Consider the following 26,148-nt stretch of genomic DNA (forward strand, 5'->3'; position numbering starts at 1 on the left):
CGCCGGTCTCAGTCGCGGCGCCAGCGGCGTCCAGACTCCGATCGCTGCTTCGCCTGCCACTCGCTCTCGGTGTCGAGCACGCGGCGGTGCTTCGTCTCGGCCCACTCCTCGGCCATGCCCGTGAGCACCGCCTCGACGGCGGCCTGCTCCTCGGGGGTGGGCGAGCCGCCCACGACGGCCATGATGGGCTCGTCGTCGGCGTCGCCGTGCCGGCCGCTCACAGCGGGATGTTCCCGTGCTTCTTCTCGGGCCGCTGCACGCGCTTCGTGCGCAGGGCGCGGAAGGCGCGCGTGATCATCACGCGCGTCTCGGCCGGCTCGATGATGCCGTCGAGCTCGCCGCGCTCGGCGGCGAGGAAGGGGGATGCGACGTTGTACGTGTACTCGTTCGCGAGCCGGGTGCGCACCTCGTGCACGTCGTGCCCGTCGGCCTCCGCCTGCTTGATCTCGTTGCGGTAGAGGATGTTGACGGCGCCCTGCCCGCCCATGACCGCGATCTCGGCCGACGGCCAGGCGATGTTGATGTCGGCGCCCAGCTGCTTCGAGCCCATCACGATGTACGCGCCGCCGTAGGCCTTGCGGGTGATGACGGTGACCATAGGCACGGTCGCCTCGGCGTAGGCGTAGAGCAGCTTCGCCCCGCGGCGGATGACGCCCGACCACTCCTGGTCGGTGCCGGGCAGGTAGCCGGGCACGTCGACGACGGTGAGGATCGGGATCGAGAACGCGTCGCAGAAGCGCACGAACCGCGCGGCCTTCTCGCCCGCCTCGATGTTGAGCGTGCCCGCCATCTGCTTCGGCTGGTTCGCGATGACGCCGATCGTGCGGCCCTCGAGCCGGCCGAAGCCGATGACGATGTTGGGCGCGTAGAGCGGCTGCACCTCGAGGAACTCGCGGTCGTCCATGAGCGTCTCGATGATGGTCAGCACGTCGTACGGCTGGTTCGGCGAGTCGGGGATGACCGTGTTGAGCCGGCGGTCGGCGTCGTTCACGACGCGCTCGGCGGTGTGGTCGTAGACCGGCACCTCCGACTGGTTGTTGTCGGGCAGGTAGGCGAGCAGCGCGCGCACGTAGTCGAGCGCGTCGTCCTCGTCGGCGGCCAGGTAGTGGCTCACGCCCGAGACGGTGTTGTGGGTGCGGCCGCCGCCGAGATCCTCGAAGCCGACCTCCTCGCCCGTGACGGTCTTGATGACGTCGGGGCCGGTGACGAACATGTGGCTCGTCTTGTCGACCATGACGACGAAGTCGGTGAGCGCGGGGGAGTAGACGGCACCGCCGGCCGCCGGGCCCATCACGATCGAGATCTGCGGGATGACGCCGGAGGCGGCGGTGTTGCGCTTGAAGATCTCGCCGTACTTGCCGAGCGCGACCACGCCCTCCTGGATGCGCGCGCCGCCCGAGTCGAGCATGCCGACGATGGGCACGCCCACCTTCATCGCGTAGTCCTGGATCTTGATGATCTTCTCGCCGGCGACCTCGCCGAGCGAGCCGCCGAAGGTGGTGAAGTCCTGCGCGTAGACCGCCACGCGGCGCCCGTGCACGGTGCCGATGCCCGTGACGACGGCGTCGCCGTAGGGGCGGTTGCCGTCCATGCCGAACGCGGTCGTGCGGTGGCGCACGTACGCGTCGAACTCGACGAACGAGCCCTTGTCGACGAACTGCTCGACGCGCTCGCGCGCGGTCTTCTTGCCCTTCGCACCCTGGCGCTCGCGAGCCCGCGACTCCTTGTCGGTCACCGCCTCGCGGTGGCGCTCGCGCAGGTCGTCGATGCGCGCGGCGGTCGTGGAACGGGGTGCGGCTGCCCCAGCCACGTCGGGCACGGTCTCGTCGATCACGGATGCCACTCTAGAGGGCACCCCATGCGGCGCCTTTGTGGGGTCCCACAGCGTCTCGGCCGGATCCGGTGGCGATCCCCTCCATCCGCCCGCCCGCGGCCCGCGCCGCGCGCCTAGGCTGGGGGCATGCTCTTCCCAGGCGCGTCCCGCGCCGGCACCGTCGTCGAGCTCGGCACGGTCGGCTCCACCTTCGACGCCGTCGACGACCGCGCGGCGCACCTCACGGCCTGGGCGACGCTCGACCAGCGCGCCGGGCGCGGCCGGCTGGGCCGCGAGTGGGTCGCCCCCGCCGGCAAGTGCCTCGCCGCGACGGTGCTCGTGCGCACGAAGGGCCTCCGCGAGGATGCGGTGGCCTGGCTGCCGCTCGTGGCCGGGCTCGCGCTCGCCGACGCGCTCGACCCGCTCGTGGCCGACCGCGCCTCGATCAAGTGGCCGAACGACGTGCTCGTCGACGACCGGAAGGTCGCGGGCATCCTCTGCGAGCGCCGCGCGACCGGCGTCGCGGTGGGCTTCGGCGTGAACCTCACCCTCACCGCCGACGAGCTGCCGACCGACCGCGCGACGTCGCTCACGCTCGAGGGCGCCGAGGGCACGGCCCCCGTGCTCGCCGACGCCATCCTCTGGCACGTGATGCGGTCGCTCGACGCGCTGCTGCCGGCGCTCGGGAGCGACGCGCTGCGCACGGCCGTCGCCGCCGGCCTGTCGACGATCGGCCGGCACGTCCGCGTGTCGCTGCCCGACGGCGAGCTCACCGGCACCGCCGTCGGCCTCGGGCCCGGCGGCGAGCTGCAGGTCGAGACCGACGACGGAATCGTCGACGTGCGGGCCGGTGACGTCGTGCACGTGCGCTGATGCGAGAGAATCGTCGGGTGCCAGCCGGCGAGGAGCGAGTCATCGCGCGCATGCGACCGCATGGGCGGGTGCTCGTCGTGCCCGTGCTCGTGCTCTGGGCGTGCGCGGGGCTCGTGGCGCTGCTGCTCGACCGGGTCGACTGGCCGCTCTGGAACGTCGCGGTGCTCACGGTCGCCGGCATCGTGGTCGCGGTGCTCACCGTCGTGCCCACGCTCGCGTGGCTCTCGCGCGGCTTCACCTTCACGACCGAGCGGGTGATCATCCGCACCGGCTTCGGCGGCACGCGGCGCGAGACGATGCTCTCTCGCGTCCACGACGTCACCGTGCGGCGCCGCGGCCTGCAGGCCCTGTTCGGCGCCGGCGACGTGCTGCTGTCGACCGGCGGCGACCGCGCCGTGATCCTCTCCGACGTGCCGAGCGCCTCCCTCGTGCAGCGCATGCTGTCCGAGCTGCTCGGCGCCCGCGGCGTCGTCGCCCCCGACGTCGTCGACGTCGCCTGACCCATCCGCGCCCCCGGCGCCCACCCCTCGAGGAGCTCCCATGAAGATCGCCGTCATCGGCTGCGGCTACCTGGGCGCGGTGCACGCCGCGGCCATGGCCTCGCTCGGCTACGAGACGATCGGCGTCGACGTCGACGAGGCGAAGGTCGAGCGCCTGCGCCGGGGCGAGCCGCCCTTCTTCGAGCCGGGGCTGCCCGAGCTGCTGCGCGCGGGCGTCGACGCGGGCACGCTGCGCTTCACGACGGATGTCGCCGAGGCGGCCGGGAGCGACGTCGTCTTCGTCGCGGTCGGCACGCCGCAGCGCGCGGGCTCCGACGCCGCCGACCTCACCTACGTCGACGCGGCGGTCGAGTCGCTGCTGCCGCACCTCGCCGCGGGCACGCTCGTGGCCGGCAAGTCGACGGTGCCCGTCGGCACTGCGCAGCGGCTCGCCGACCTGATCGCACCCACGGGCGCGACGCTCGCCTGGAACCCGGAGTTCCTGCGCGAGGGCTTCGCGGTCGAGGACACCCTCGCCCCCGACCGGCTCGTCTACGGCGTCGCCGACGGCGACGACGCCGCGGTCGCCGCGCTCGACGCCGTCTACGCCCGCATCCTCGAGCGCGGCACCGACCGGCTCGTCGTCAACTACGCCACCGCGGAGCTCGTGAAGGTGAGCGCGAACGCGTTCCTCGCCACGAAGATCTCGTTCATCAACGCGATGGCCGAGCTCTCGGAGTCGGTGGGCGCCGACGTCACGCAGCTCGCCGACGCGATCGGCCTCGACGCCCGCATCGGCCGACGCTTCCTCAACGCCGGCCTGGGCTTCGGCGGCGGCTGCCTGCCGAAGGACATCCGCGCCTTCCAGGCGCGCGCCGACGAGCTCGGCCACGGCGAGACGCTCGGCTTCCTGCGCGAGGTCGACCGCATCAACCTGCGCCGCCGAGACCGCATGGTCGCGCTCATCGAGCGCGAGCTCGAGCGGGTCGGCGGCGACCGCGTCGCGATGCTGGGCCTCGCGTTCAAGCCCAACAGCGACGACGTGCGCGACTCGCCCGCGCTCGACGTCTCGCGCCGCCTGCAGGAGGGCGGCCGCGTGGTGAGGGCCTACGACCCCGAGGCGCGCGAGACGGCGCTGCGGGTCGTGCCCGGGCTCGAGATCGTCACGTCGGTGGCGGATGCGGTGCGCGGCGCCGACGTGCTGGCGCTCGGCACCGAGTGGCAGGAGTTCCGCGACCTCGACCCGGCCGCGCTCGCCGGCATCACCGACGCGCGCGTCGTCGTCGACGGCCGCAACGCGCTCGACGCGGCGGCGTGGTCGGCCGCGGGCTTCCGGGTGATCGGCCTCGGCCGGCCCGAGGTGGCGGCAGCATGATCGTCGGCGTGGTGGGCGGCGGCCAGCTGGCCCGGATGATGATCCCCGCGGCGGTCGAGCTCGGCATCGAGCTGCGCGTGCTCGCCGAGGGCGAGGGCATGTCGGCGGCGCTCGCGGCGACCGCCGTGGGCGACTACCGCGACGCCGACACCGTGCTCGCCTTCGCCGAGGGCGTCGACGTCGTCACCTTCGACCACGAGCACGTGCCGCAGGCGGTGCTGCAGCGGCTCGTCGACGCCGGCCACGCCGTGCACCCCGGGCCGCACGCGCTGCGCTTCGCGCAGGACAAGCGCGAGATGCGCGCGCGCATGGCCGAGATCGGCGCGCCGCAGCCCGACTGGGCGCCGGTGGATGCGCCGGAGGACCTCGAGCGGTTCCTGGCCGACCACGGCGGCGTCGGCGTCGTGAAGACCGCCACCGGCGGCTACGACGGCAAGGGCGTGCGGGTCGTGCGCGATGCGGCCGAGGCCGCCGACTGGCTCGAGGGCGCCGCCGCCGGGGGCCCGCGCCTGCTCGTCGAGGAGCTCGTGCCGTTCACGCGCGAGCTCGCGCAGCTCGTCGCGCGCCGGCCCTCGGGCGAGACCGTCGTGTGGCCGCTCGTGCAGACCGTGCAGCGCGACTCGATCTGCGCCGAGGTGCTCGCGCCCGCCCCGCACGCCGCGAACATCCAGCCCCTCGTCGACGACGTGGCCCGCTCCATCGCCGAGCAGCTCGACGTGACCGGCGTGCTCGCGGTCGAGCTGTTCGAGACCGCCGACGGCCGCGTGCTCGTCAACGAGCTCGCGATGCGCCCCCACAACTCCGGCCACTGGACGATCGACGGCTCGATCACGAGCCAGTTCGAGCAGCACCTGCGCGCCGTGCTCGACCTGCCGCTCGGCTCGACCGCGATCCTCGCGCCCGCGAGCGTGATGGTGAACGTCATCGGCGGGCCCGCGTCGGGCTCGATGGCCGACCGCTACGCGGCCGCCCTCCGGTCGCACCCCGACGTGAAGGTGCACTCCTACGCGAAGTCGGCGCGCCCGGGCCGCAAGGTCGGGCACGTGACCGCGATCGGCGACGAGATCGACGAGGTCGCCTACCGGGCGCGCGCCGCGGCCGCGCACTTCGATGCCTGAGGGTCACGGCGCGGCCGCGACCCCGCGTACCCTGGACGGCATGCCTGCGCAGGTCAGCATCATCATGGGCTCCGACTCCGACTGGCGGGTCATGGAGGCGGCGAAGGCCGTGCTCGACGAGCTCGGCGTCGCCGCCGAGGTCGACGTCGTCTCGGCGCACCGCACCCCGCAGAAGATGGTCGACTTCGCGCGCGGAGCCGCCGATCGCGGCGTGCGCGTCATCATCGCGGGCGCCGGCGGCGCGGCCCACCTGCCGGGCATGGTCGCGTCGATGACCCGGCTGCCGGTGATCGGCGTGCCGGTGCCCCTCGAGCGCCTCGACGGGCTCGACAGCCTGCTCTCGATCGTGCAGATGCCCGCGGGCATCCCGGTCGCGACCGTCTCGATCGGCGGGGCCCGCAACGCCGGCATCCTCGCCGCGCGCATCCTCGGCACGACCGACGCCGACCTCGCGGCGCGCCTCGACGCCTTCGCCGCCGACCTCGAGTCGCAGGTCGACGCGAAGGCCCGGGCGCTGCGCGACCGCGTGGACGCGGGCGCATGACGCTGCTGGAGACCGGCACCCCGCTCCGCCACCCCGACAGCCGCCGTCCCGACGTGATGCAGCGGCGCGGCTGGTGGCTCGTGCTGCTCGGGCTCCTGCTGCCCGGCAGCGCCCAGGTGCTCGCGGGCGACCGCAGGCTCGGCCGCGTCGGCATCGTCGCGACCCTCGCGCTGCTCGCGCTCGCGGCCGTCGCGCTCCTGCTGTGGTTCGCGTGGCGCAGCGCGCTGCTGACGGTCGTCGGCAACTCGATCGGCCTGCTCGTGGTCGAGGTGCTGCTCATCGCCTACGCCGTGCTGTGGCTCGTGCTCGGGCTCGACACGCTGCGGCTCGCGCGGCTGCCGAAGGTGGCCGGGCGCGCGCGCGCCGGCATCGCGATCGTCTCGATCCTCGCGACCGTCGCGCCCGCGGCGCTCGCCGGCTACGGGGCGACGATCGTCGATGCGACGCGCGGCCTCGTCGGCGACGTCTTCGACTTCGCCCGGCCCGCGGTCGAGCCGATCGACGGCCGCTACACCTTCCTGCTCCTCGGCGGCGACGCGGGGGAGGACCGCCAGGGCCTGCGCGCCGACTCGATGACCGTCGTCACCGTCAACGCCGAGACGGGCGCGGCGACGATGATCGGCGTGCCGCGCAACCTGCGGAACGCGCCGTTCTCGCCAGGGTCGCCGATGTGGGGGCCGTGGCCGAACGGCTTCGACTGCGAGACGAGCGACTGCCTGCTGAACGGCACCTACACGTACGGCGAGGCCAACCCCGAGCTCTATCCCGACGCGGCCGCCAACGGCTCGAGCCCCGGCATCGAGGCGACCCGCGATGCGGTCGAGGGCGTGACGGGGCTGGAGCTGCAGTTCTTCGTGCTCGTCGACATGCACGGCTTCGAGGACCTCGTGAACGCCCTCGGCGGCCTCGAGATCGAGGTGACCGAGCGGGTGCCGATCGCGATCGAGGGCGAGGTCGTGCGCGACTGGATCGAGCCCGGCCTGCAGCGCCTCGACGGCCACGACGCGCTCTGGTACGCGCGCAGCCGCGCCGGCACGAGCGACTACGCGCGCATGGAGCGGCAGCGGCAGGTGCAGGAGGCGCTCATCCGGCAGTTCACGCCGCAGACGCTGCTCACGAAGTACACCGAGCTCGCGAACGCCGGGCAGGACATGGTGCAGTCCGACATCCCGCAGTCGATGATCGGCTCGCTGTCGGAGCTTGCGCTCGAGACCCGGCAGCTGCCGATCACGAACCTCGAGCTCGTGCCCGACTCGGGCGTCAACACCGGCGACCCCGGCTTCGAGCAGATCCACGCCATGGTGGCCGCGGCGCTCGCCGAGGCCGACGCGATCGCGCCGCCGACCGAGTCGCCGGCGCCGTAGCGCGGCAGCGTCCCGCTCCGAGGGCGCCGCTACAGCTCGGCGTGCAGCCGCCACACCTGCAGCGCGGCGGCCTCCCACGTGAACGCGCGGGCGCGGTCCTGCGCGTGCAGCCGCAGGCGCGTGCGCTCCTCCTCGTCGGCGAGCAGGCCCGCGAGCGCGGCGGCGAGCTCGTGCGGGCCGCCCTCGACCGGCACGCTCGCGTCGCCCGCGATCTCGGTGAGCGTGCGGGTCGCCGGATGCACGGTCGGGGTGCCGAGCGCCGCCGCCTCGAGCAGCGTGAGGCCGAGGGCGTCCTGCTCCGCGACGTGCAGGTGCGCGAGCGCGCGCTGGTAGGCGGTCGCGAGCTCGGCGTCGGTCAGCTCGCCCAGCATGACGAGCCGGCCGGGCGCGATGCCCGCCTCGACCGCGAGCGCCGCGAGCGTGGTCTCGCCCCACTGCACCGGCCCGGCCACCACGACCCGCGCATCCGGCATCGCGTCGCTCGCGACGGTCTCGATGAGCCGCTCGGCCTGGCCGCGCGCGCCCGGCGCCGTGATCGCGAGCACGTACTCCGACGGCAGGGCGAGCCGCGACGCCGCCGCGGCGCCGGAGTCCGCCGCGCGCAGGAGCGCGGCCGCGGGCGCAGGGTGCACGACGCGCACGCGGTCGCCCACGTCTGCCAGGAGCGAGAGGTCCTCGGCCACGGCGGTCGAGGGCACCACGATGCCGTCGGCGCGGTGCAGCGCGCGCTTGAGGGCGCGGTCGAACCAGCGCTGCTTGCGCTCCGAGCGGTCCGACATCGACTGCAGGCCGTGCACCGTCACCGTCACCTGGTCGCCCGGGTCGGGCTCGCGCGTGAGCGGCGCCATGAGGCTCGTCGCGTGCACGAGTCCGTGCACGGGGATCGTCGTGATCGAGTGCAGCCACGCCTCGCGCAGCTCGCGGGCGGGCACGGCCGTCTGGCGCAGCTCGGCGAGCCCCGGCAGCGCCTCGCGGATGCGGGCCTCGCGGGCGTCGCTCACGCGCGCCGACAGCGCGCCGACCTCGAGCCCCTCGGGGGCGGTCGCGACGAGCGCGCGGGCCATCTCGGTCGAGTAGCGGCCGACCGACGTGGTCGAGCGCTCGCCGACCTCGTCGAGCACGACCGTCAGGCGGTCGCGCTCGTGCGCCTCGGGCCCCCGCGCGTCGCTCACAGGGCCACCCGCTCCTTGAGGGGCTCCCACCACGAGCGGTGCTCGCGGTACCACTGCACGACGTCGGCGAGCCCCTGCTCGAACGGCACCTGCGGGGCGAAGCCGAGCTCGTCGCGCGCCTTCGCGCTCGCGAGCGACGCGCGGCGGTCGTGGCCCCGCTCGTCGGCGGTCGGCTCGACCATCGACCAGTCGCTGCCGGTCGCCTCGACGAGCAGCTCGGCGAGCTTGCGGTTCGACACCTCGGCCCCGCCGCCGAGGTGGAAGGTCTCGCCGGGCCTGCCGGCGGTGAGCACGAGCGCGATGCCGCGGCAGTGGTCGTCGACGTGCAGCCAGTCGCGCACGTGCCCGCCGTCGCCGGCGAGCGGCGCGGGGATGCCGTCGAGGAGGTTCGTGATGAGCATCGGGATGAGCTTCTCGGGGAAGTGGTGCGGGCCGAAGCTGCTCGAGAGCCGCGCGATGCGCACATCGAGCCCGTGGGTGCGGTGGTAGCTGCGCGCGAGCAGCTCGCCGCCCGCCTTCGACGCGGCGTAGGGCGTGCTCGGGTCGACCGGGGCGTCCTCGCTCCAGGAGCCCTCCTCGATCGAGCCCAGCACCTCGTCGGTCGAGACGTGCACGATGCGGCGCACGCCGTGCCGGAGCGCGGCGTCGAGCAGCCGCTGCGTGCCGACCACGTTCGTCTCGACGAAGACCGACGAGTCGCGCGCCGCCCGGTCGAGGTGGCTCTCGCCGGCGACGTGCACGATCGCGTCGACGCCCGGCAGCAGGCGGTCGAGCAGGCCCGTGTCCCGGATGTCGCCCTGCACGAAGGCGAAGCGCGGGTGCTCGGCGACGGCGGCGAGGTTCGAGAGGGTGCCCGAGTACGTCAGCGCGTCGAGGACGGTGACGGCAGCGCCCTCGAGGCCTGGGAGGCGGTCGGTCAGGGCCATCCGCACGAGGTTCGAGCCGATGAACCCGGCGCCGCCGGTCACGAGGATCTTCACGACGTGGCTGGCCTTCCGGTCGGGGTCGGTGGGTCGAGTCTAGCCGCGGCGGGACCGGGCTCCCGCCCGCGTAGCCTGGGCCCATGACCAGCCCTCGCAGCAGCGCGGCGCGCGAGCGCCTCCGCCACGTCGTCCGCTCGGGTCGCGAGCGGGGAGGGGATGCTGCGCGGCGCGCGCTCGGCCTCCAGTCGGGCCGCGGCTTCTACGACGACAGCCCCTCGGCGGCCACGCTCGCCCGCCTGGCGCGCCTGCGCATCCGCAACCTCGCCTCCCGGGCGCCGGTCGTGGGCGACGCGCCCGCGGTCGTGGTGATGACGACGACCGCGGCGCGCATCCGCTCCGTCTGGGCGGCGATCGAGTCGATCGGCGAGGGCGCCGAGCGGCCGAGGCGGCTCATCCTGTGGCTCGACGACCCTTCGCTCGCCGAGCTGCCCACGTCGCTCGGCCGTCTGGAGCGGCGGGGCCTCGAGGTGCGCCGGGTCGACCCGGGGCTGCGCGTGCACACGAAGTGGTGGCCGTACGTGAGCGGCACCCCGGCGCACGAGCTGCCGATGGTGACGAGCGACGACGACCAGCTCTACCCGCGCGACTGGCTGCGCCGGCTGCTCGAGGTGGCGCGCGCCCACCCGGGCGCGGTCGTCGCGCACCGCGCCCACCGCGTGGCGCTCGGCGTCGAGGGCCTCGCGCCCTACACGTCGTGGACGCCCGCGCACAGCACGGCGCCGAGCTTCGGCAGCTTCGGCACCTCGGTGTCGGGCCAGCTGTTCCCGGCCCCGCTGCTCGAGGAGCTGCGCGCGGCGGGCACCCGATTCCTCGAGGCGGCGCCGGAGGCCGACGACGTGTGGCTGTACGCGCAGGCGGTGCGGGCCGGCCGCCGGATCGTGCAGACGAGCGCGGAGCCGGCGAACTACCCGTTCGTGCCCGGCTCGCAGGTGAGCGGCCTCTACCTGCAGAACGTGCTGCACGCGGGCAACGACCGGCAGCTCGCGGCCTCGCTCGGCCCCGCCGAGCTCGAGCGCATCGCCGGCGACCTCAGGGGCTGACCCGCTACCAGAAGCCCAGCACGAGGGCGATGCGCAGCAGGCGCCGCTCCGTCGCCTCGCGCCGCAGCTCGGGGGCGAGGCGGTGCAGCGCCATGCGCGAGCCGAGGTCGGTGCCGTCGAACAGCGGCGCTATCCGCTCGAGGCGCGGGCGCTGCGCGTCGTCGGCGACCGAGGCGCTCAGCCGCGCCACGGCGCCGCACTGCTGCCGGTACTCGCCCGAGGCGAGCCGGCGGAACCGCACCGCGGCCTGCGCGAGCCCGGCGTTCGCGCCGGTCGCGTTGGCGTCGTGCTGGCGGTAGTCGAGCGTCGGCTCGGCGTCGATGTGCCAGCGCCCGCCGCTCGCGCGCACGATCGCGTAGGCGAGCCAGTCGTGCGGCACGGCGCTGTCGTCGATGCGTGCGCTGCCGTGCGGCGGCTGCCGGATGGCGTCGCGGATCGCGGCGAACGCCTCGGCGTCGATGAGGAACGTGCAGCCGGGGCCCGCCGACTCGAGCAGGAAGTCGAGCGGGGTCTGCGGCTGCGCCTTGTCGATCAGCTCGGTGCGGCGGCTGCCGTCCTCGCGCTCCCAGAAGGCGACCACGTTCGACGAGACCGCGTCGACGTCGAGCCGCTCGAGCAGGGCGAGCTGCCGCGAGAGCTTGTCGTCGTGCCAGACGTCGTCCTGGTCGGCGAGCGCGACCGCGACCGCGCCGTCGACGTCGGCCTCGCGCATGAGCCGCAGGAAGTTCGCCTGCGGGGTGCCGAAGCTGCCCGGCGGCAGCACCGTGACGCGCTCGTCGGCCGCGAGCCGCGCGAGCAGCAGCGGGGTGCCGTCGCTCGAGGCGTCGTCCGAGACGACCAGGCGCACGCGCACGTCGCGCTGCCCGAGGATCGAGCGCACCTGCTCCTCGACGTAGGCGGCGCCGTCGTGCGTGGCCATGAGCACCGCGACGAGCGGTGCGGCCGTCGCGTCCGATGGTGTGGTCACGAATCGCCCGCCTCTCTCCGCGCCAGCCTCTGAGCCTAGCGCCGATCCTCGGCTAGCCTGACCCGAGCCCGCCTGCATCCGGCAGGGCCCGGGCGACGCATCGGGAGGGGGGCGCGTGCGCCGGATCGCCGTGGTGACCTGCTACCGCCAGCCCGACTACGTGCGCGCGATCACGCTCCGCACCGCGGTCGCCGACCTCGGCGACGAGGCGATCGTCGTCAAGAACCGCTCCCGCGGCGTGCGTCGCTACGCCGAGGTCGCGGGCGAGCTGTGGCGGATGCGCCGGGACCGGCCGGACGCCTACCTCGTCACGTTCCGCGCGTTCGAGGTGGTGCCGCTCGTGCTCGCGCTCGCCGGCCGCCGCCCGGTCGTCTACGACGAGTTCATCAACCCCGTCGAGTGGTTCGTGGAGGAGCACCGGCGCCTGCGCCCGGGCTCCTTGCCCGCGCGCGCCCTCCGCGGCGCGTTCCGCGCCATGATGCGGCGCTGCGCGGTGGTGCTCGCCGACACCGCGTCGCACGCCGACCACGCCGCCGAGCTCATGGATCTGCCGCGCGAGCTGTGGAAGGTGGTGCCGGTCGGCACCGACGAGGCCACCTTCCGCCCGGCGCCGCGGAAGCCCGGCACGCCGTTCCGGGTGCTCTACTACGGCTCGATGCTGCCCCTGCACGGCCTCGACGTGCTGCTCGAGGCGGCGGTGCTGCTCGCCGGCCGCGACGACATCGCGGTCGACGTGGTCGGCGGCACCGACGACGACCGCGCCCGCGTCGACGCCGCCGTCGCGCGCGGCGCGCGGGTGCGCTACCGCAGCTGGGTGCCGTACGAGGAGCTGCCCGCCCTCTTCGCCGAGACGGGGCTCGCGATCGGCGGGCCGCTCGGCGACACCGTGCAGAGCCGGTACGTCGTCACCGGCAAGACCTACCAGTTCCTCGCCTCCGGCGTGCCGACCCTCGTGGGCGCCAATCTCGAGAGCAGTGCGTTCACCGACCGCTCCGACGCGCTCGTGGTGCCGCAGGGCGACCCGGTCGCCGTGGCCGAGGCGGCGCGCTGGGCCGCCGACCACCCGCACGAGCTGGCCGAGGTCGGCCGCCGCGGGCGCGAGCTCTACGAGCGGGCGTTCTCACGCCCTTGCATCGCCGAGGCCCTCGGCGCCGCCCTCGCGGGCATCCGCGTCGCCGCCGGCCGGCGCTGAGAACATCGCCCGCAGGTTCAGCAGGCTCGACAGCACGAACAGCGCGCCGAGGAACAGCACGTAGAACGCGCGGTCGACGATGCCCGCCGCGATGATCGCGTCGAGGCCCACGCCGTGCAGCGACTGCGCGAAGCCGAGGAACGCCTCGCGGAAGCCGATCGCGCCGGGCGTGATCGAGACGAAGAGCGACAGGTTGGCGGATGCGCTGTACACGAGCGACTGCAGCACGTCGGCGCCGGGGCCGGAGACCGCGTTGAGCTCGACGAAGTACACCGCGGCCATGAGCAGCGCCTGCACGGCCGTGACGGCGGCGATCGCGGCGGTCACGATGCGGCGCCCCGCGCCCGACCGCCACGCGACCACTGCGACGAGCACGACGGTCGCGGCGAGGCCGAGCGCGGCGAGCCAGGGGAGCGTGCGGGCGAACAGCAGCGACACGTTCACGGCGCCGAACGCGAGGTAGTACACGAGCGTCGCGAGCGTGAAGTCGCGCAGGCGCACGCCAACCTTGGCCTTCAGGTAGGCGGCGCGCACGCCCGGCCCGCTCTGCAGCGGCCCGAAGAAGTTGGCGACGGTCGAGTAGACCGTCAGCAGCAGCCCCTCGCGGATGCCGATGCGCGCCTGGCACCAGCGCACGGTCAGCAGCAGGATCGCCCAGTGCGTCGCGACGATGAGCACGTAGAGCCCCGTGAGCCAGCCGAGTGCGGCCGGACCGACCGCGAGCACCTGGCCGACGATCTCGGGCCGCACCGCGACGTAGACGGCGATGAAGACCGCGACGAGCACGAGCACCGCGATCGCGAGCGCCCGCTTGTGGCGCCGCACCCACCGCAGCGGCGCGCTCGATCCGATCGCCGCGAGCCGCTCCCTCGCCCGCGCGAGGCCCTCGTTCACGCTGCGGTCGTGTCGTGCTCGGGCTTCGCGGGGAGCGTGACCCAGTTGCGCGTGTGGCCGTAGCGATCGAGCTTGTCGAGCTCGAGGGAGTCCTCCTGCAGCGATCTCGTGATGCGCGTGAGGTCGGCGATCGCCCCCATAGCGAACGACAGCAGCGCGCCGACGAACAGCAGCACGCCGAGCAGCAGCGACTGCACGTGGCTGCCGGGCGTCTGCATCCAGACGAGCACGAGGTAGCGGATGAACGGCACCGCGCCGGCCACGGTGAAGAGCACGCCGAGGGTCGCGAAGAACACGTACGGCTTGTACATGAAGTAGGCCCGCAGGATCGCGAGGCCCGACTCGCGCATGTGCTGCCAGATGTTCTTGAACAGCCGCGACTCGCGCGTCTTCGGGTTGGTGCGCACCGGGATGGAGGTGATCGCGAGCCGCTTGTTGCCGGCCTGGATGATCGTCTCCATGCAGTAGCTGAAGCGCGTGACGATGTTGAGGCGGATGAGCGAGTACTTCGAGTACGCGCGGAAGCCGCTCGCCGCGTCGGGCAGGTCGGTGCCCGCCGCCTGGTTCACGACCCAGCTGCCGAAGCGCTGCATCGCCTTCTTGAAGGGGGAGAAGTGCTCGATCGTGTGCGTCTGCCGGTCAGCGACCACGATCTCGGCCTCGCCGCGGATGACGGGCTGCACGAGCTCGCCGATCATCTCCTGCGGGTACTGGTTGTCGCCGTCGGTGTTGACGACGATGTCGGCGCCGTGCGAGAGCGCGTACTCGATGCCGTCGTGGAACGAGCGGGCGAGCCCCATGTTGCGGCGGTGGCGCACGAAGTGGCGCACGCCGTGCTCGCGGGCGACCTCGACCGTGCGGTCGGTGGAGCCGTCGTCGATGACCAGGATGTGGATCTCGTCGATCCCCGGGATCTCCTTCGGGATCGTCTCGAGCACCATCGGGAGCGTCTGCTCCTCGTTCAGGCACGGGATCTGGATGAACAGCTTCATGGGCCCCCTTCGCAGGGAGAGCCTAGCCGCGCGACTACTTCTGGCCGAAGTCGAGCACGTAGTACCAGTGCCCGTCGCTGCTCGGGGCGACGCCGACGCCGATCAGCGTGCGGCTGCTCGTCATGAGGTTGTTGTAGTGGCCGGTGGAGGCGAGCCAGCGCTCCATGATCCGCTCCTCGTCGGGAGTCGGGACGCGGTCGCGGGCGACGTTCTCGCCCCAGCTGCGCATGCTGCACGCACGCATGTCGGCGGTGAGGTCGGGGTTGTGCGCCGAGCCGGTCGTCCGCAGCCACGCCATCGACTCCGCCCAGTGCTGGGCGACCTCGTCGAGGCACGGGTCGAGCCGCAGCGCCGGCAGGTCGCGCTCGGCGCGCTCGGCGTTGACGAGCACGAGCATGTCGGCGCGGGCCGCCTCCATCGTCTGGCACACCGCGGGGTCGACCTGGTTCGCGCCGGTCCCGGTGCAGTTCACCGGGTCGGCGGGCACGGGCGGGGGAGCGGCCACGCGGCGCACGCCGAGGGTGTCGGCGCCGTCGCCGTTCCAGTCGCCCGAGAAGGCGACGTCGTCGACGCGGCCGTAGACGACCGTGACGTCGGCCTCGCCGGGCCGGATCTGGTTGGCGATGAAGTAGGTCGCGTCGCGGCGCACGGCGAAGGAGTCGGTGCGGTTGCCGTCCCAGTCGCCGACGAGCACGTCGTCGTCCTCGCGGCCGTACTGCACGATGACGTCGGCCGGGCCGCTCGTCATCGTGTTGCGCACGTGGTACTGCGCCCCGCGGCGGACCGCGAACGTGTCGGTGCGTGTGCCGTCCCAGTCGCCGACGAGCACGGTGTCGCCCGAGCGGCCGTAGGCGACGACGGCGTCGGCGCTGCCGTCGGAGAGCGAGTTGCGGATGTGGAAGATGGTGTCCCGGCGCACGGCGAGCGTGTCGACGCCGTCGCCGTCCCAGTCGCCGACGAGCACCTGGTCGTCCGAGCGGCCGTAGGTGAAGGTCTGCTGCGGGGCGACGGATGCGTTGGCGTTCGAGAGCGAGAAGGTCGCGCCCCGGCGGTGCATGGGCGTGTCGACGCCGTCGCCGTCCCAGTCGCCGAAGTACACCTGGTCGGTCGCGAGCCCGAACGAGAACTGGATGTTCGCGGTCGTCGTGAACTGGTCGTTGAGGTAGTAGGCGTTGCCGGAGCCGCCCACCTCGAGCCCCTGCGCCTCGGCGCGCTCTGCGCCGCCCTGCGCGACGCCGAGCGTCGCCATCAGTGCGAGCGCGGCCGCGGCCGCCGTCATCCTGCGCATCGTGCACCGTCTCTGTCGTGACCAGCAAACGGGTGCGATCCTCCCAGTCGTACCCCATGCGGGTCAAGGGAACGTTGAGGGTCTGGATAGGCTGTGCATCATGACGGACGCGGCGGAGGGCACCCCCGCGCGGCCCGTCGCCGAGGCGCCGGAGGCCGTCGAGCGTCGGGCGGAGGCGGGCGTCCCCGCCCGCCGGAGCACGCCGCGATGGGTCGACGCGCTCGTGATGGTCGCCCTCGCGGCGCTCGCGATGGTGGCGGTGCTCACGGTCGTGGCGCGCGGCGCGCCGCTGTCGGCGCTCGACGAGCCGTCGCACATCGACTACGCCTGGAACGCTTCGCAGCTCGAGATCCCGGCCGCGGGCGACTCGATCGATCCCGAGGTCATCGCGCTCTGGAACTGCTACGGCAACGAGCTGCTGCGGCTGCCGGCCTGCGGCACCACCGGGCCCGCCGAGGCGTACCCGGTGTCGGCCGCGCAGTACAACTTCTCGCACCCGCCGCTCTACTACCTCGCGACGGGCTTCGCCGCGCGCGCCGTCGAGTCGGTCACCGGCTGGAACTTCGTGCTCTCGGCCCGCGCGCTCGGCGCGGTGTGGCTCGCGGCGGGCATGGTCGTCATGCACCTGGCGCTCCGCCGCCTCGGCGTCGGCCCGGCGCTCGCGGGGTCGGTCGCCGCGCTCGCGGGCATGTGGTGGGCCGGGCTCACCGCCGCCACGATCGTCACGAACGATGCGCCCTTCCTCCTCACGACCGCGCTCGGCCTCCTCGCGCTCGGCGGCGCCGTCGACCCGCGCGGCCGGCGCCGCTGGCTGCCCGCGGTGCTGCTCGTCGCGCTCGCGGCGCTCGCGGCCGGCGTCAAGGTCATGAACGCGCTGCCGTTCCTCGCGATCGCCGGCGCGTTCGTCGTGCTCGCGCTGCTGCCCGAGCGCTACCGCCCGTGGGCCGGGCGCGGCTGGCTGCTCGCGACGGGCGCGGCCATGGTCGCCGCGGTGGGGGCGGTCTACGTGCTCTGGACCCGCTTCCAGGCCGGCCGCGGCGACCCCGACTGGGAGAACCCGGTCGAGGGCGTCAACACCCAGCCGTTCACCGGCACGCCGTTCCTCGAGTGGCTGCCGACGATCCCTCGCGGCCTGTCCACCATGGGCCACACGTACGCGCAGGAGGGTGTCGCCTCGGGCGAGCTCGTCGCGTTCGTCGGCGGGATCGGCTCGATCGTCGGCCTCGCGGCGATCTTCGTCGGCCTCGCCGTCGCGCGCCGCGGCAGCGCGCTCGCGGTGATCGCGATCGCGGCGCTCATCGGCTCGTTGGGCTGGCCGCTCATCGTGCAGCTGCAGTCGTTCCTCTCGAGCGGCGGCACGCACTACTTCCCCCGGCCGAGCGCGCGCTACGGCGCGACGATGGGCTTCGTGGCCTTCGCGGCGCTCGCGCTCATCGCGCAGCGGCTGCGCTGGCAGGCGCTCGTGATCGCCGGATGCCTCGCGGTCGTCGTCACGACGCTCGTCACCGTGGTCATGGGTCCCGTCGCCGGCTCCTGAGGCCGCGTCAGGCCTCCGGCCGCATAGACTGCATCGCACCCGACAGCGACCGGAAGGACGGGCATCGACCCATGCGCGGCATCATCCTTGCAGGCGGCAGCGGCACGCGGCTGTGGCCGATCACCAAGGGCATCTCGAAGCAGCTCATGCCCATCTACGACAAGCCGATGGTCTACTACCCGCTGTCGACGCTCATGATGGCAGGCATCCGCGAGGTGCTCGTCATCACGACGCCCGAGTACAACGAGCAGTTCAAGGCGCTGCTCGGCGACGGCTCGTCGCTCGGCATGCGCATCGAGTACGCGGTGCAGCCGAGCCCCGACGGCCTCGCGCAGGCGTTCATCATCGGCGAGGAGTTCCTCGACGGCGACTCGGCGGCGCTCGTGCTCGGCGACAACATCTTCCACGGCACCGGGCTCGGCTCGAACCTGCGCTCGCACACCGACGTCGACGGCGGCGTCGTGTTCGCCTACCAGGTCGCCGACCCGAGCGCCTACGGCGTGGTGGAGTTCGACGACCAGATGAAGGCCGTCTCCATCGAGGAGAAGCCGGCGCACCCGAAGAGCAGCTACGCCGTGCCGGGCCTCTACTTCTACGACAACGGCGTCGTCGAGATCGCGAAGTCGATCGAGCCGAGCGCTCGCGGCGAGCTCGAGATCTCGAGCATCAACGAGCGCTACCTCGACGAGGGCAGGCTGCAGGTGCAGGTGCTCGACCGCGGGGTCGCGTGGCTCGACACCGGGACGTTCGAGTCGATGATGCAGGCGAGCGAGTACGTGCGGGTCATCGAGGACCGGCAGGGGTTCAAGATCGGCTGCATCGAGGAGATCGCCTGGCGCGCCGGGTGGATCGACGACGCGCAGCTCGCCGAGCTCGCGAAGCCGCTCGTGAAGAGCGGCTACGGCGCCTACCTCGAGCGGCTCCTCGAGCAGGGGCGTCGCTGACATGGCCGTCGACGTCGCCGTCGTCGTCCGCACGAAGGACCGCCCGCTGCTGCTCGAGCGCGCGCTCGGCAGCATCGACGCGCAGACGGAGCGCCCGCGGCAGCTCGTGGTCGTGAACGACGGCGGCGATGCGGCGGGGGTCGAGCGCCTGCTCGACGCGGTGCGCGGCACCGTCGCCGACGAGGTCGTGGTCGTGCACCACGAGCAGCCCGTCGGACGCCCCCGCGGCATGAACATCGGCGTGCGCGCCTCGAGTGCCGCCACCTTCGTCTTCCACGACGACGACGACAGCTGGGACCCTCGGTTCCTCGAGCGCACCGCCGCGCACCTCGCCGAGCACGCCCACGAGGCCGCCGTCGCCACCCGCACCGCGGTCGTGTGGGAGCGGGTCGAGGGCGACGAGGTCGTCGAGCTCGAGCGCGAGGTCTACCAGGCGCGCACCACCGCGGTCACGCTCACCGAGACGCTCTACCGCAACGCGACGCCGCCCATCTGCCTCGTCTACCGCCGCAGCGCCTACGACGCGGTCGACGGCTACGACGACCGCCTGACGGCGCTCGCCGACTGGGACCTGCTGCTGCGGGTGCTGCGCACGTCGGAGGTGGGCTTCATCGACGGCGAGCCGCTCGCCTTCTGGCACCACCGCCGCGACGACACCTCCGCCACCGGCAACAGCGCCTACGCCGACGCCGACGCGCACGCCGCCTTCAACCTCGGCATCCGCGACGACTACCTGCGGCGCAGCATGGCCTCGGTCGACGACCTGGGCGCAGCCCTGTTCGTCGCCGACGGCTTCCGCCGCATCGACGAGAAGGCCGACGCCGCGCGCGCCGAGGCGTCGCGGGTAGCGCACGAGCGCACCGAGGCGCAGCGCGACCACCTCGAGGCGGTGCACGCGAGCCTCGCGGCCGAGCTCGGCCGCACGCGCGAGGCCGTGGAGCGCATGGAGCGCGAGCTCGCGGCCCTGCGCGCCCAGGTCGCGCGCGGCGTGGGCGGCACGATCCGGTCGGTCGGCGGCCGCGTCGCGCGCGGCCTGCAGACCGGCGCCGGGCGCCTGCGCCCGCCCCGCTCCGGCGACTGAGTCCGCGATGGACGGTACCCTGGGGGCTGCCGTTCTGCTCGCCGACCTGTGAGGCCCACCGCATGCCCAACGTGCTCTTCTACCTCGTCTACGACAAGGCCGGGCATGTCGGCGACTTCATCCCGCACCACCTGCAGGCGGTGCGCGACCACTACGAGCACATCTTCGTCGTCTCGAACTCGCCGCTGAGCGCCGAGGGGCGCAGCACCCTCGAGGCGGTCGCCGACACGGTCTGGGAGCGCGAGAACGTCGGCTTCGACGTCATGGCCTACCGCGACGCGATGCGCGAGTTCGGCTGGGACCGGCTCGCCGGCTACGACGAGCTGACGCTCATGAACTACACGTTCTACGGCCCGATCGGCTCCTACCAGCCGATGCTCGAGCGCATGGCCGCGACCGAGTGCGACTTCTGGGGCGTCACCGACCACGGGCCCGCGGTGAGCAGCCTCGCCGCGACCGGCACGCTCAAGCGCCACCTGCAGACGCACTGGATCACCGTGCGCCGCAGCATGCACCAGAGCCCCGCGTGGCGCGAGTACTGGGACGGCATGCCGCCGATCGAGTCGTACGAGGACTCCATCGGCCAGCACGAGGGCCGCTTCACCGACCACTTCGAGTCGAAGGGCTTCCGCTCGGCGACGGCGTTCCCCGAGGCCGACTACCCGGTCGCGCACCCGATCTTCGACATGATCACCGAGATGGTCGACGACGGGCTGCCGATCATCAAGCGCCGGCTGTTCTTCCACGACCCGCTCTACCACGACGAGCGCGCGATCCGGGCGGGCCGCGTCATCGAGCGGATGCGCGACAAGGGCTTCCCGATGCGGCTGCTGTGGGAGGACCAGGCCCGCACGGCGCAGCCGCGCGCGCTCCACGCCAACCTGGCGATGCTCGACATCCACCCCGACGTCGACCTCGGCGGCGCCGACCCGTCGGCGCTGCGCGTCGGCGTGCTCGCCCACGTCTACTACGACGACCTCATCGACGAGCTGCTCGACCGCGCCGACACGATCCCGGGCGGCTACCGGCTCATCGCCACGACGAGCGACGACGCGAAGCGCGAGCGCATCCTCGAGCGGCTCGCCGCGCGCGGCCGCACGGGCGACGACGTGCGCGTGCTGCCCTCCAACCGCGGGCGCGACATCTCGGCGTTCCTGCTCGGCTGCCGCGACGTGCTGCTCGGCGACGAGTTCGACGTGATCGTGAAGCTGCACTCCAAGCGCAGCCCGCAGGACGGCTACACGAAGGGCACCTTCTTCAAGGACCACCTGCTGCTCAACCTGCTCGGCTCGCCCGGCTACACCGCCAACGTGCTGCGCGGCTTCGCCGCCGACGACACGCTCGGCATGGTGTTCCCGCCGATGATCCACATGGGCTACCCGACGATGGGCAACGCCTGGTTCACGAACCGCGCGCCCGCGCAGCGGCTCGCGAAGCGGCTCGGCATCGACGTCGAGTTCGACGACCTGAGCCCGCTCGCGCCCTACGGCTCGATGTTCATCGCCCGGCCCGCTGCGCTGCGGCCGCTCCTCGACGCCGACTTCGCGTGGGACGACTTCCCGACCGAGGGCGGCTACTCCGACGGCGGCCTCACGCACGTCGTCGAGCGCCTGTTCGGCTACGCCGCCTTCAGCCGCGGCTACCAGGTGCGCACCGTCATGGGCACACGGCAGGCGGCCGAGTCGCACACGATGCTCGAGTACAAGCTCGACGCGATCTCGGCCGGCATCCCGGGCGCCCCGGAGGAGCAGATCGCCCGCGTGCGCGCCAACAGCGGCATCGACCTCGTCGCCGCGCTCAAGCTGTCGGTGCTGGGCCGCTCGCCGCGCCTCGCGAAGGCGCTCGTGCCCGCCTACGCCGCCATGCGCGGGGGCTACCGCAACGCGCGGCGCGTCCTGAAGAGGCGCTGAGTGGGCGAGCGGCGCACCGCGCTCACGCTCGAGGAGGCCTTCGACCCGCGGTCGAACAGCATCGGCTTCCTCCGGTGGCTCATGGCGTTCCTCGTGATCTTCAGCCACGCGGGGCCGCTCGGCGGCTTCTACGGCGGCAACGACCTCGGCGTGCAGATCTCCACCGAGCAGTCGCTCGGCGGCGTCGCCGTCGCGGGCTTCTTCTTCTTCTCCGGGTTCCTCATCACGCAGTCGCGCATGGGCCGGTCGTCGATCTTCCGCTACTTCTGGCGCCGCGCGCTGCGCATCTTCCCGGCGTTCTGGCTCGCGCTGCTCACGACGGCATTCGTGCTCGCGCCCATCGCCTGGTGGCGCGAGACGGGCAGCATCGACGGCTACTTCACGGCGCCCCGCGAGTCGCCCTGGACGTACTTCCTGAGCAACATGTGGCTCGAGCTCGGGCAGCGCAACATCGCCGAGATGGGCGACTCGCTGCCGTTCGCCTCGCACGGCGGACACGACTGGAACGGCTCCGCCTGGACCCTGCTCTACGAGTTCCGCGCCTACATCCTCGTCGGGTTCATGGGGCTCCTCGGCCTGCTCGCCTACCGGTGGCTCACCACGGCCGTCGCCTCGGCGATCATCGTCCTGAACGCGATGCAGTGGATGGGCGCGGGCACGGTGGGGAACGCGTGGCGCTGGCTGAGCGACCCGTTCATGCTCATGTTCCTCGCGCCCTTCGCCTTCGGCATGCTCTTCGCCGTCTGGAAGGACCGCATCCCGATCGACGACCGCCTCGCGATCGCCGCCGCGCTCGGCGCTGGCGCGACGTACGCGTTCGGCGGCTGGAACATCTGGGGCACCTACCTCTTCAGCTACGTGCTCATGTGGTTCGCGGTGCGGGCGACGCGGCTGCGGAGCTGGGAGAGGCCGGGCGACTTCTCGTACGGCGTCTACATCTTCGCGTGGCCGATCATGCAGTTCGCTGCCTACTTCGGGCTGCAGGACGCCGGCTGGCTCGTCTACCACGTGGTGATCATCGTCGCCGTCCACATCGCGGCGTACCTCTCCTGGCACCTCATCGAGCAGCCGGCGATGAGCCTCAAGAACTGGATGCCGGGCTGGCTCGAGCGCCTCTACGCGCGCGTGATCACGCCCGCGTGGGAGCGGCTCATGGGCCGGGTCGTCGACCCGCGCTTCTCGTCCACGCCCCGTGCGGCGCGGATGCGCGCCGAGACCGGGAGCGGGGCATGACGGCCGAGGGCGGGCAGGGCCTGCGCGACCTGCCGGAGGCGAAGGCGTCGTGGCGCCACGACCACCGGTGGCGGCTCGTGCCCTTCGTGCTGCTGATCGCGCTCGTGGTCGTCGCGACGATCGCCGGCATGGTCTGGCGCGGGCAGCAGAGCCCGCTCGGCGAGGGCGTGATCCAGCCCACCGCCGAGCCGGGCGCGCCGCTGCCCGCCGCGTGCGCCCCCGACTTCGCCGAGCCCGCCGTGGATCCGTGGGCTGGCGAGGCCGCGGCCGCGTCGGAGGCGGTCTGGCAGGAGCACGTCGACGGGCTCGGCGGCTACTGGGTCGAGGGCGACGACGGCCACGTGCTGCTGGGCGAGCCCCACTGGTCGAACCTCTCGCAGGCGGTGGGCCGCACCGAGCTCTCGCCCGAGCACGTCGAGGCGTGGGACGGCTACCTGTCGAACATGCGCGCCGACCTCGCCGAGCAGGGGCGCGACCTGTACGTGGTCGTCGCGCCCGCGAAGTGGCAGATCGTGCCCGAGGCGCTGCCCGACTGGATGGAGGCGCTGCGGGGACCGGGCCACTTCGCGCAGCTGCAGGAGGAGCTGCCGGAGGTGCCGTGGGTCGACGTGCGCGCGGCGATGGCCGAGGAGGCGGCCACGACGCCGCTCTACTCGCCCCTCAACAGCCACTGGACCGACTACGGCGCATCCGTCGCCTTCGAGCAGCTGGCCGCGTGCATGCGGGAGGCGGATGCGTCGCTCGCGGCGATGCCGGAGCTCCCGATCGAGGGTGCCGACGTCGTGCTCGACCGCAACGAGTTCGCCGGCGTGGGCCTGCCGCGCGAGCCCGGCCCCGACTGGACCGTGCCGGTATGGACGGAGGAGCCCGCGCCCATGACGATCGTCGGCCCCGACGGCGTCGAGCGCGAGGCCGACGCGGCCACGTCGACCGACATGGAGGGCCTGCCCATCACCACCAGCACGTCGGCGGCGCCCATGGAGCAGCACGTGCTGCTCGTGCGCGACTCGACCGGCAGCCAGATCGGCCCGATGTTCCAGACGATGTTCCAGGAGACGACGCAGATCCGCTCGTCGCTCGAGGCGCCGTCGGGCATGCCGGACGTCGCGGCGGAGGCCGAGGCGGCGGGAGCGGATGTCGTCGTGCTCGTGCTCACGCAGCGCTACCTGCAGATCGTGCCGGGCGTCGAGGGCCCGTGATGCAGGCGCCTGCGGTGGTAGTCTCGCCTCTGCCCGAGCGACGTTCCCGTCCGCCGGGGGACGGAGGACGATGAGCCAGGTCGAGCGCGAGAGCAGGCGCGAGGAGCGCAGGGTCACCCTGAACCTGATGCGCAACCTCACGCTGCGCGAGATCCGCGCGCAGTACAAGCGCACCTTCCTCGGCCGCGTCTGGTCGCTCATCAACCCGCTCGCGCAGATCGCGGTCTACTCGATCGTCTTCGGCCTGCTCTTCCAGCTGCCGGTCGCGCCCGGCACGAACTCGGGCCTCGAGGTCTTCCCGCTCTGGATCGGCGTCGGCGTCATCGTCTGGGGCTTCATCTCGGGCTCCGTCGCGGCCGGCATGAACAGCATGCTCGACAACGCCGGGCTGCTGACGAAGGTCTACTTCCCACGTTCGGTGCTGCCGGTCTCGTCGGTGCTCTCGTCGAGCTTCAACTTCGGCATCGAGCTGCTCGTGCTGCTCGCGGTGATGGCGCTCGTGGGCGGCCCGCTCGTGCTGCTGTACGCGCCGCTCCTCGTGCCGCTGCTCGTGCTGACCTTCGCCTTCGTGCTGGGCATCTCGATGGTGCTGAGCGTCGCGAGCATCTACTTCCGCGACCTGCGGCACCTCTGGAGCATCTTCAGCCAGGTGTGGATGTACGCCTCGGGCGTGCTCTTCTCGGTCGAGCTCGTGCGCGAGCGCCAGGAGGCGTTCGCCGCCGACGGCGTCGACCTGCCGCTCGTCGCGATCTTCCAGGCCAACCCGGCCGAGCGCTTCATCGAGGCCTACCGCAACATCCTCTACGACTTCGCGGTGCCCACATGGGACATCTGGGTGACCCTGCTCATCTGGTCGGCGGCGTCGCTCATCGTGGGCAAGCTCGTCTTCGACCGCCTCGCCCGCGACATCGTCGAGGAGATCTGATGACCGCCGCCGTCGACGTCGACCACGTCTCGAAGTCCTTCCGCGTCTACCGCGACCGCAACCAGTCGATCAAGCAGACGCTGCTGAGCGGGCGCCGCGCGGTCTACGACCGCTTCGAGGCGCTCAAGGACGTCTCGTTCGAGGTGCCGGAGGGCTCGACGTTCGGGCTGCTCGGGCGCAACGGCTCCGGCAAGTCGACGCTCCTGAAGTGCATGGCGCGCATCCTGAACCCCGACTCCGGCTCGATCACGACCCGCGGCCGCGTCGCCGCGATGCTCGAGGTCGGCTCCGGCTTCCACCCCGAGCTCTCCGGTCGCGAGAACGTCTACCTCAACGGCTCGATCCTCGGCATGACGCGCCAGGAGCTCGACCGCAAGTTCGACCAGATCGTCGCCTTCTCGGGCGTCGAGCGCTTCATCGACCAGCCGGTCAAGAACTACTCCTCGGGCATGTACGTGCGCCTGGGCTTCTCCGTCGCCATCCACGTCGAGCCCGACGTCCTCCTCGTCGACGAGGTGCTCGCCGTCGGCGACATGGAGTTCCAGGAGAAGTGCATGGACAAGTTCGCGCAGTTCCGGCGCGAGGGCCGCACGGTGATCGTCGTGAGCCACGGCATCGAGCAGATGCGCACGTTCTGCGACCACGCCGCATGGCTCGACAACGGCGTCCTGCAGGATGTCGGCATCGCATCCGACATCGTCGACGAGTACGCGGACTCGGGCCACGCGGTGACCGCCGGCCCCGGCGGCGGCGTGCGCCACGGCTCGGGCGAGGTGCAGTTCACGCGGCTGAGCCTCGTCGACGAGCACGGCGACGAGGTGTCGGAGGCGCGCGCGGGCGCGCCCGCGACCTTCCGGCTGTCGTTCGAGGCCTCCGAGCGCATCGAGCGGCCGGTCTTCGGCGTGCAGCTGCACACCGTCGACGGCATGCACCTGTGGAGCCTGCACGGCCGTGACAGCGGGTTCGTGCCGGAGGCGGTCGAGCGCGGATCCGGCTCGGTCGACGTGCGCGTCGAGCACCTGCCCTTCGCCCCCGGCGCCTACACGATCTCGGCGACCGCGCAGGACGAGCACCGCACCCACATGTACGACTCGCTCCAGCACGGCGGGCACTTCACTGTGCTCGGCGGCGGCTTCCGCACCTCCGGCGGCATGCTCGCGCTCGACGGCAGCCTGCTCGACCTCCGTCGGGGCTGACCGGCGCCGATCCGCGCCCCCCCCTTGTG

24 protein-coding genes are annotated in these 26,148 nt (G+C 72.9%); 16 read left to right on the top strand and 8 right to left on the bottom strand.

Annotation, left to right across the window (positions count from 1 at the left end):
- Positions 1-8: 8 nt before the first annotated feature.
- Both AC1RNL_RS08270 and AC1RNL_RS08275 read right to left on the bottom strand, forming a co-directional pair.
- Positions 9-221: an acyl-CoA carboxylase subunit epsilon gene (locus tag AC1RNL_RS08270; RefSeq protein ID WP_400529294.1), complete on the bottom strand. Its 213-nt coding sequence runs from the start codon at positions 219-221 to the stop codon at positions 9-11.
- A complete protein-coding gene (locus tag AC1RNL_RS08275) occupies positions 218-1,834 on the bottom strand; it encodes an acyl-CoA carboxylase subunit beta (RefSeq protein WP_246992060.1) in 1,617 nt (538 codons plus the stop codon). Before AC1RNL_RS08275 ends, AC1RNL_RS08270 begins: the two co-directional genes overlap by 4 nt.
- A 126-nt stretch (positions 1,835-1,960) precedes the next feature.
- On the opposite strand from AC1RNL_RS08275, the gene AC1RNL_RS08280 reads away from it, so the two are divergent.
- From AC1RNL_RS08280 to AC1RNL_RS08305, 6 genes are read left to right on the top strand one after another with little or no spacing between them, the layout of a single operon-like run.
- Entirely contained in the window at positions 1,961-2,686 is a 726-nt protein-coding gene (locus AC1RNL_RS08280) for a biotin--[acetyl-CoA-carboxylase] ligase (RefSeq protein ID WP_400529297.1), read from the top strand.
- Positions 2,687-2,703: 17 nt separating this feature from the next.
- On the top strand, positions 2,704-3,186 hold the full coding sequence (locus tag AC1RNL_RS08285; protein ID WP_164877084.1) for a PH domain-containing protein: 483 nt from the start codon (positions 2,704-2,706) through the stop codon (positions 3,184-3,186).
- A 40-nt stretch (positions 3,187-3,226) separates the two neighbouring features.
- Positions 3,227-4,540, top strand: a complete 1,314-nt coding sequence (locus AC1RNL_RS08290; protein ID WP_364196454.1) for a UDP-glucose dehydrogenase family protein — start codon at positions 3,227-3,229, stop codon at positions 4,538-4,540.
- A complete protein-coding gene (locus AC1RNL_RS08295; protein ID WP_492934960.1) occupies positions 4,537-5,658 on the top strand; it encodes a 5-(carboxyamino)imidazole ribonucleotide synthase in 1,122 nt (373 codons plus the stop codon). Before AC1RNL_RS08290 ends, AC1RNL_RS08295 begins: the two co-directional genes overlap by 4 nt.
- A gap of 40 nt (positions 5,659-5,698) precedes the next feature.
- The gene (gene purE / locus AC1RNL_RS08300) at positions 5,699-6,202 is read left to right on the top strand and encodes a 5-(carboxyamino)imidazole ribonucleotide mutase (protein WP_128189119.1); all 504 of its coding nucleotides are present in this window, start codon (positions 5,699-5,701) and stop codon (positions 6,200-6,202) included.
- Positions 6,199-7,566, top strand: a complete 1,368-nt coding sequence (locus AC1RNL_RS08305) for an LCP family protein (protein WP_492934961.1) — start codon at positions 6,199-6,201, stop codon at positions 7,564-7,566. The genes purE and AC1RNL_RS08305 overlap by 4 nt, the downstream gene beginning before the upstream one ends.
- A 29-nt stretch (positions 7,567-7,595) precedes the next feature.
- Here AC1RNL_RS08305 and AC1RNL_RS08310 read toward each other — a convergent pair whose 3' ends face one another.
- On the bottom strand, positions 7,596-8,738 hold the full coding sequence (locus tag AC1RNL_RS08310) for a glycosyltransferase (RefSeq protein WP_492934962.1): 1,143 nt from the start codon (positions 8,736-8,738) through the stop codon (positions 7,596-7,598).
- Positions 8,735-9,718, bottom strand: coding sequence for a dTDP-glucose 4,6-dehydratase (locus AC1RNL_RS08315; RefSeq protein ID WP_492934963.1), 984 nt, complete (start codon positions 9,716-9,718; stop codon positions 8,735-8,737). The genes AC1RNL_RS08310 and AC1RNL_RS08315 overlap by 4 nt, the downstream gene beginning before the upstream one ends.
- A gap of 83 nt (positions 9,719-9,801) precedes the next feature.
- Here AC1RNL_RS08315 and AC1RNL_RS08320 point away from each other — a divergent pair, with 83 nt between their 5' ends.
- Positions 9,802-10,761, top strand: a complete 960-nt coding sequence (locus tag AC1RNL_RS08320; protein WP_492934964.1) for a hypothetical protein — start codon at positions 9,802-9,804, stop codon at positions 10,759-10,761.
- 4 nt (positions 10,762-10,765) lie between these two features.
- Here the strand turns inward: AC1RNL_RS08320 and AC1RNL_RS08325 are convergent, their stop codons facing one another.
- Positions 10,766-11,728, bottom strand: a complete 963-nt coding sequence (locus AC1RNL_RS08325; RefSeq protein WP_492934965.1) for a glycosyltransferase — start codon at positions 11,726-11,728, stop codon at positions 10,766-10,768.
- 115 nt (positions 11,729-11,843) lie between these two features.
- Here AC1RNL_RS08325 and AC1RNL_RS08330 point away from each other — a divergent pair, with 115 nt between their 5' ends.
- Entirely contained in the window at positions 11,844-12,920 is a 1,077-nt protein-coding gene (locus tag AC1RNL_RS08330) for a glycosyltransferase family protein (RefSeq protein ID WP_492934966.1), read from the top strand.
- Here the strand turns inward: AC1RNL_RS08330 and AC1RNL_RS08335 are convergent.
- Genes AC1RNL_RS08335 through AC1RNL_RS08345 form a run of 3 tightly spaced genes read right to left on the bottom strand, consistent with a single transcriptional unit; the run spans position 12,849 to position 16,085 of the window.
- Positions 12,849-13,814: a hypothetical protein gene (locus AC1RNL_RS08335; protein ID WP_128189113.1), complete on the bottom strand. Its 966-nt coding sequence runs from the start codon at positions 13,812-13,814 to the stop codon at positions 12,849-12,851. The two genes, AC1RNL_RS08330 and AC1RNL_RS08335, sit on opposite strands and share 72 nt — an antisense overlap.
- The gene (locus AC1RNL_RS08340; protein ID WP_364196429.1) at positions 13,811-14,806 is read right to left on the bottom strand and encodes a glycosyltransferase family 2 protein; all 996 of its coding nucleotides are present in this window, start codon (positions 14,804-14,806) and stop codon (positions 13,811-13,813) included. The genes AC1RNL_RS08335 and AC1RNL_RS08340 overlap by 4 nt, the downstream gene beginning before the upstream one ends.
- A gap of 34 nt (positions 14,807-14,840) precedes the next feature.
- Positions 14,841-16,085, bottom strand: a complete 1,245-nt coding sequence (locus AC1RNL_RS08345) for a CAP domain-containing protein (protein ID WP_492934967.1) — start codon at positions 16,083-16,085, stop codon at positions 14,841-14,843.
- A gap of 109 nt (positions 16,086-16,194) precedes the next feature.
- Between AC1RNL_RS08345 and AC1RNL_RS08350 the strand changes: the two genes are divergently transcribed.
- From AC1RNL_RS08350 to AC1RNL_RS08385, 8 genes are all read left to right on the top strand, one after another.
- Positions 16,195-17,631 (top strand): hypothetical protein, encoded by a 1,437-nt coding sequence (locus tag AC1RNL_RS08350; RefSeq protein ID WP_364197720.1) that lies wholly within the window; start codon positions 16,195-16,197, stop codon positions 17,629-17,631.
- A 71-nt stretch (positions 17,632-17,702) separates the two neighbouring features.
- Positions 17,703-18,575, top strand: coding sequence for a glucose-1-phosphate thymidylyltransferase RfbA (rfbA, locus tag AC1RNL_RS08355; protein WP_128189109.1), 873 nt, complete (start codon positions 17,703-17,705; stop codon positions 18,573-18,575).
- Position 18,576: 1 nt separating this feature from the next.
- Positions 18,577-19,656 (top strand): glycosyltransferase family 2 protein, encoded by a 1,080-nt coding sequence (locus tag AC1RNL_RS08360; protein ID WP_128189108.1) that lies wholly within the window; start codon positions 18,577-18,579, stop codon positions 19,654-19,656.
- Between the two features lie 62 nt (positions 19,657-19,718).
- Positions 19,719-21,566: a rhamnan synthesis F family protein gene (locus AC1RNL_RS08365; RefSeq protein ID WP_310126268.1), complete on the top strand. Its 1,848-nt coding sequence runs from the start codon at positions 19,719-19,721 to the stop codon at positions 21,564-21,566.
- On the top strand, positions 21,567-22,799 hold the full coding sequence (locus tag AC1RNL_RS08370) for an acyltransferase family protein (RefSeq protein ID WP_492934968.1): 1,233 nt from the start codon (positions 21,567-21,569) through the stop codon (positions 22,797-22,799).
- A complete protein-coding gene (locus AC1RNL_RS08375) occupies positions 22,796-23,998 on the top strand; it encodes an alginate O-acetyltransferase AlgX-related protein (protein ID WP_310126263.1) in 1,203 nt (400 codons plus the stop codon). Before AC1RNL_RS08370 ends, AC1RNL_RS08375 begins: the two co-directional genes overlap by 4 nt.
- A 70-nt stretch (positions 23,999-24,068) precedes the next feature.
- Positions 24,069-24,923, top strand: a complete 855-nt coding sequence (locus AC1RNL_RS08380) for an ABC transporter permease (protein ID WP_240671293.1) — start codon at positions 24,069-24,071, stop codon at positions 24,921-24,923.
- The gene (locus tag AC1RNL_RS08385) at positions 24,923-26,119 is read left to right on the top strand and encodes an ABC transporter ATP-binding protein (RefSeq protein ID WP_492934969.1); all 1,197 of its coding nucleotides are present in this window, start codon (positions 24,923-24,925) and stop codon (positions 26,117-26,119) included. The genes AC1RNL_RS08380 and AC1RNL_RS08385 overlap by 1 nt, the downstream gene beginning before the upstream one ends.
- Positions 26,120-26,148 lie beyond the last annotated feature (29 nt).

This window comes from Agrococcus sp. GW821-FHT14H11 (assembly GCF_058803545.1).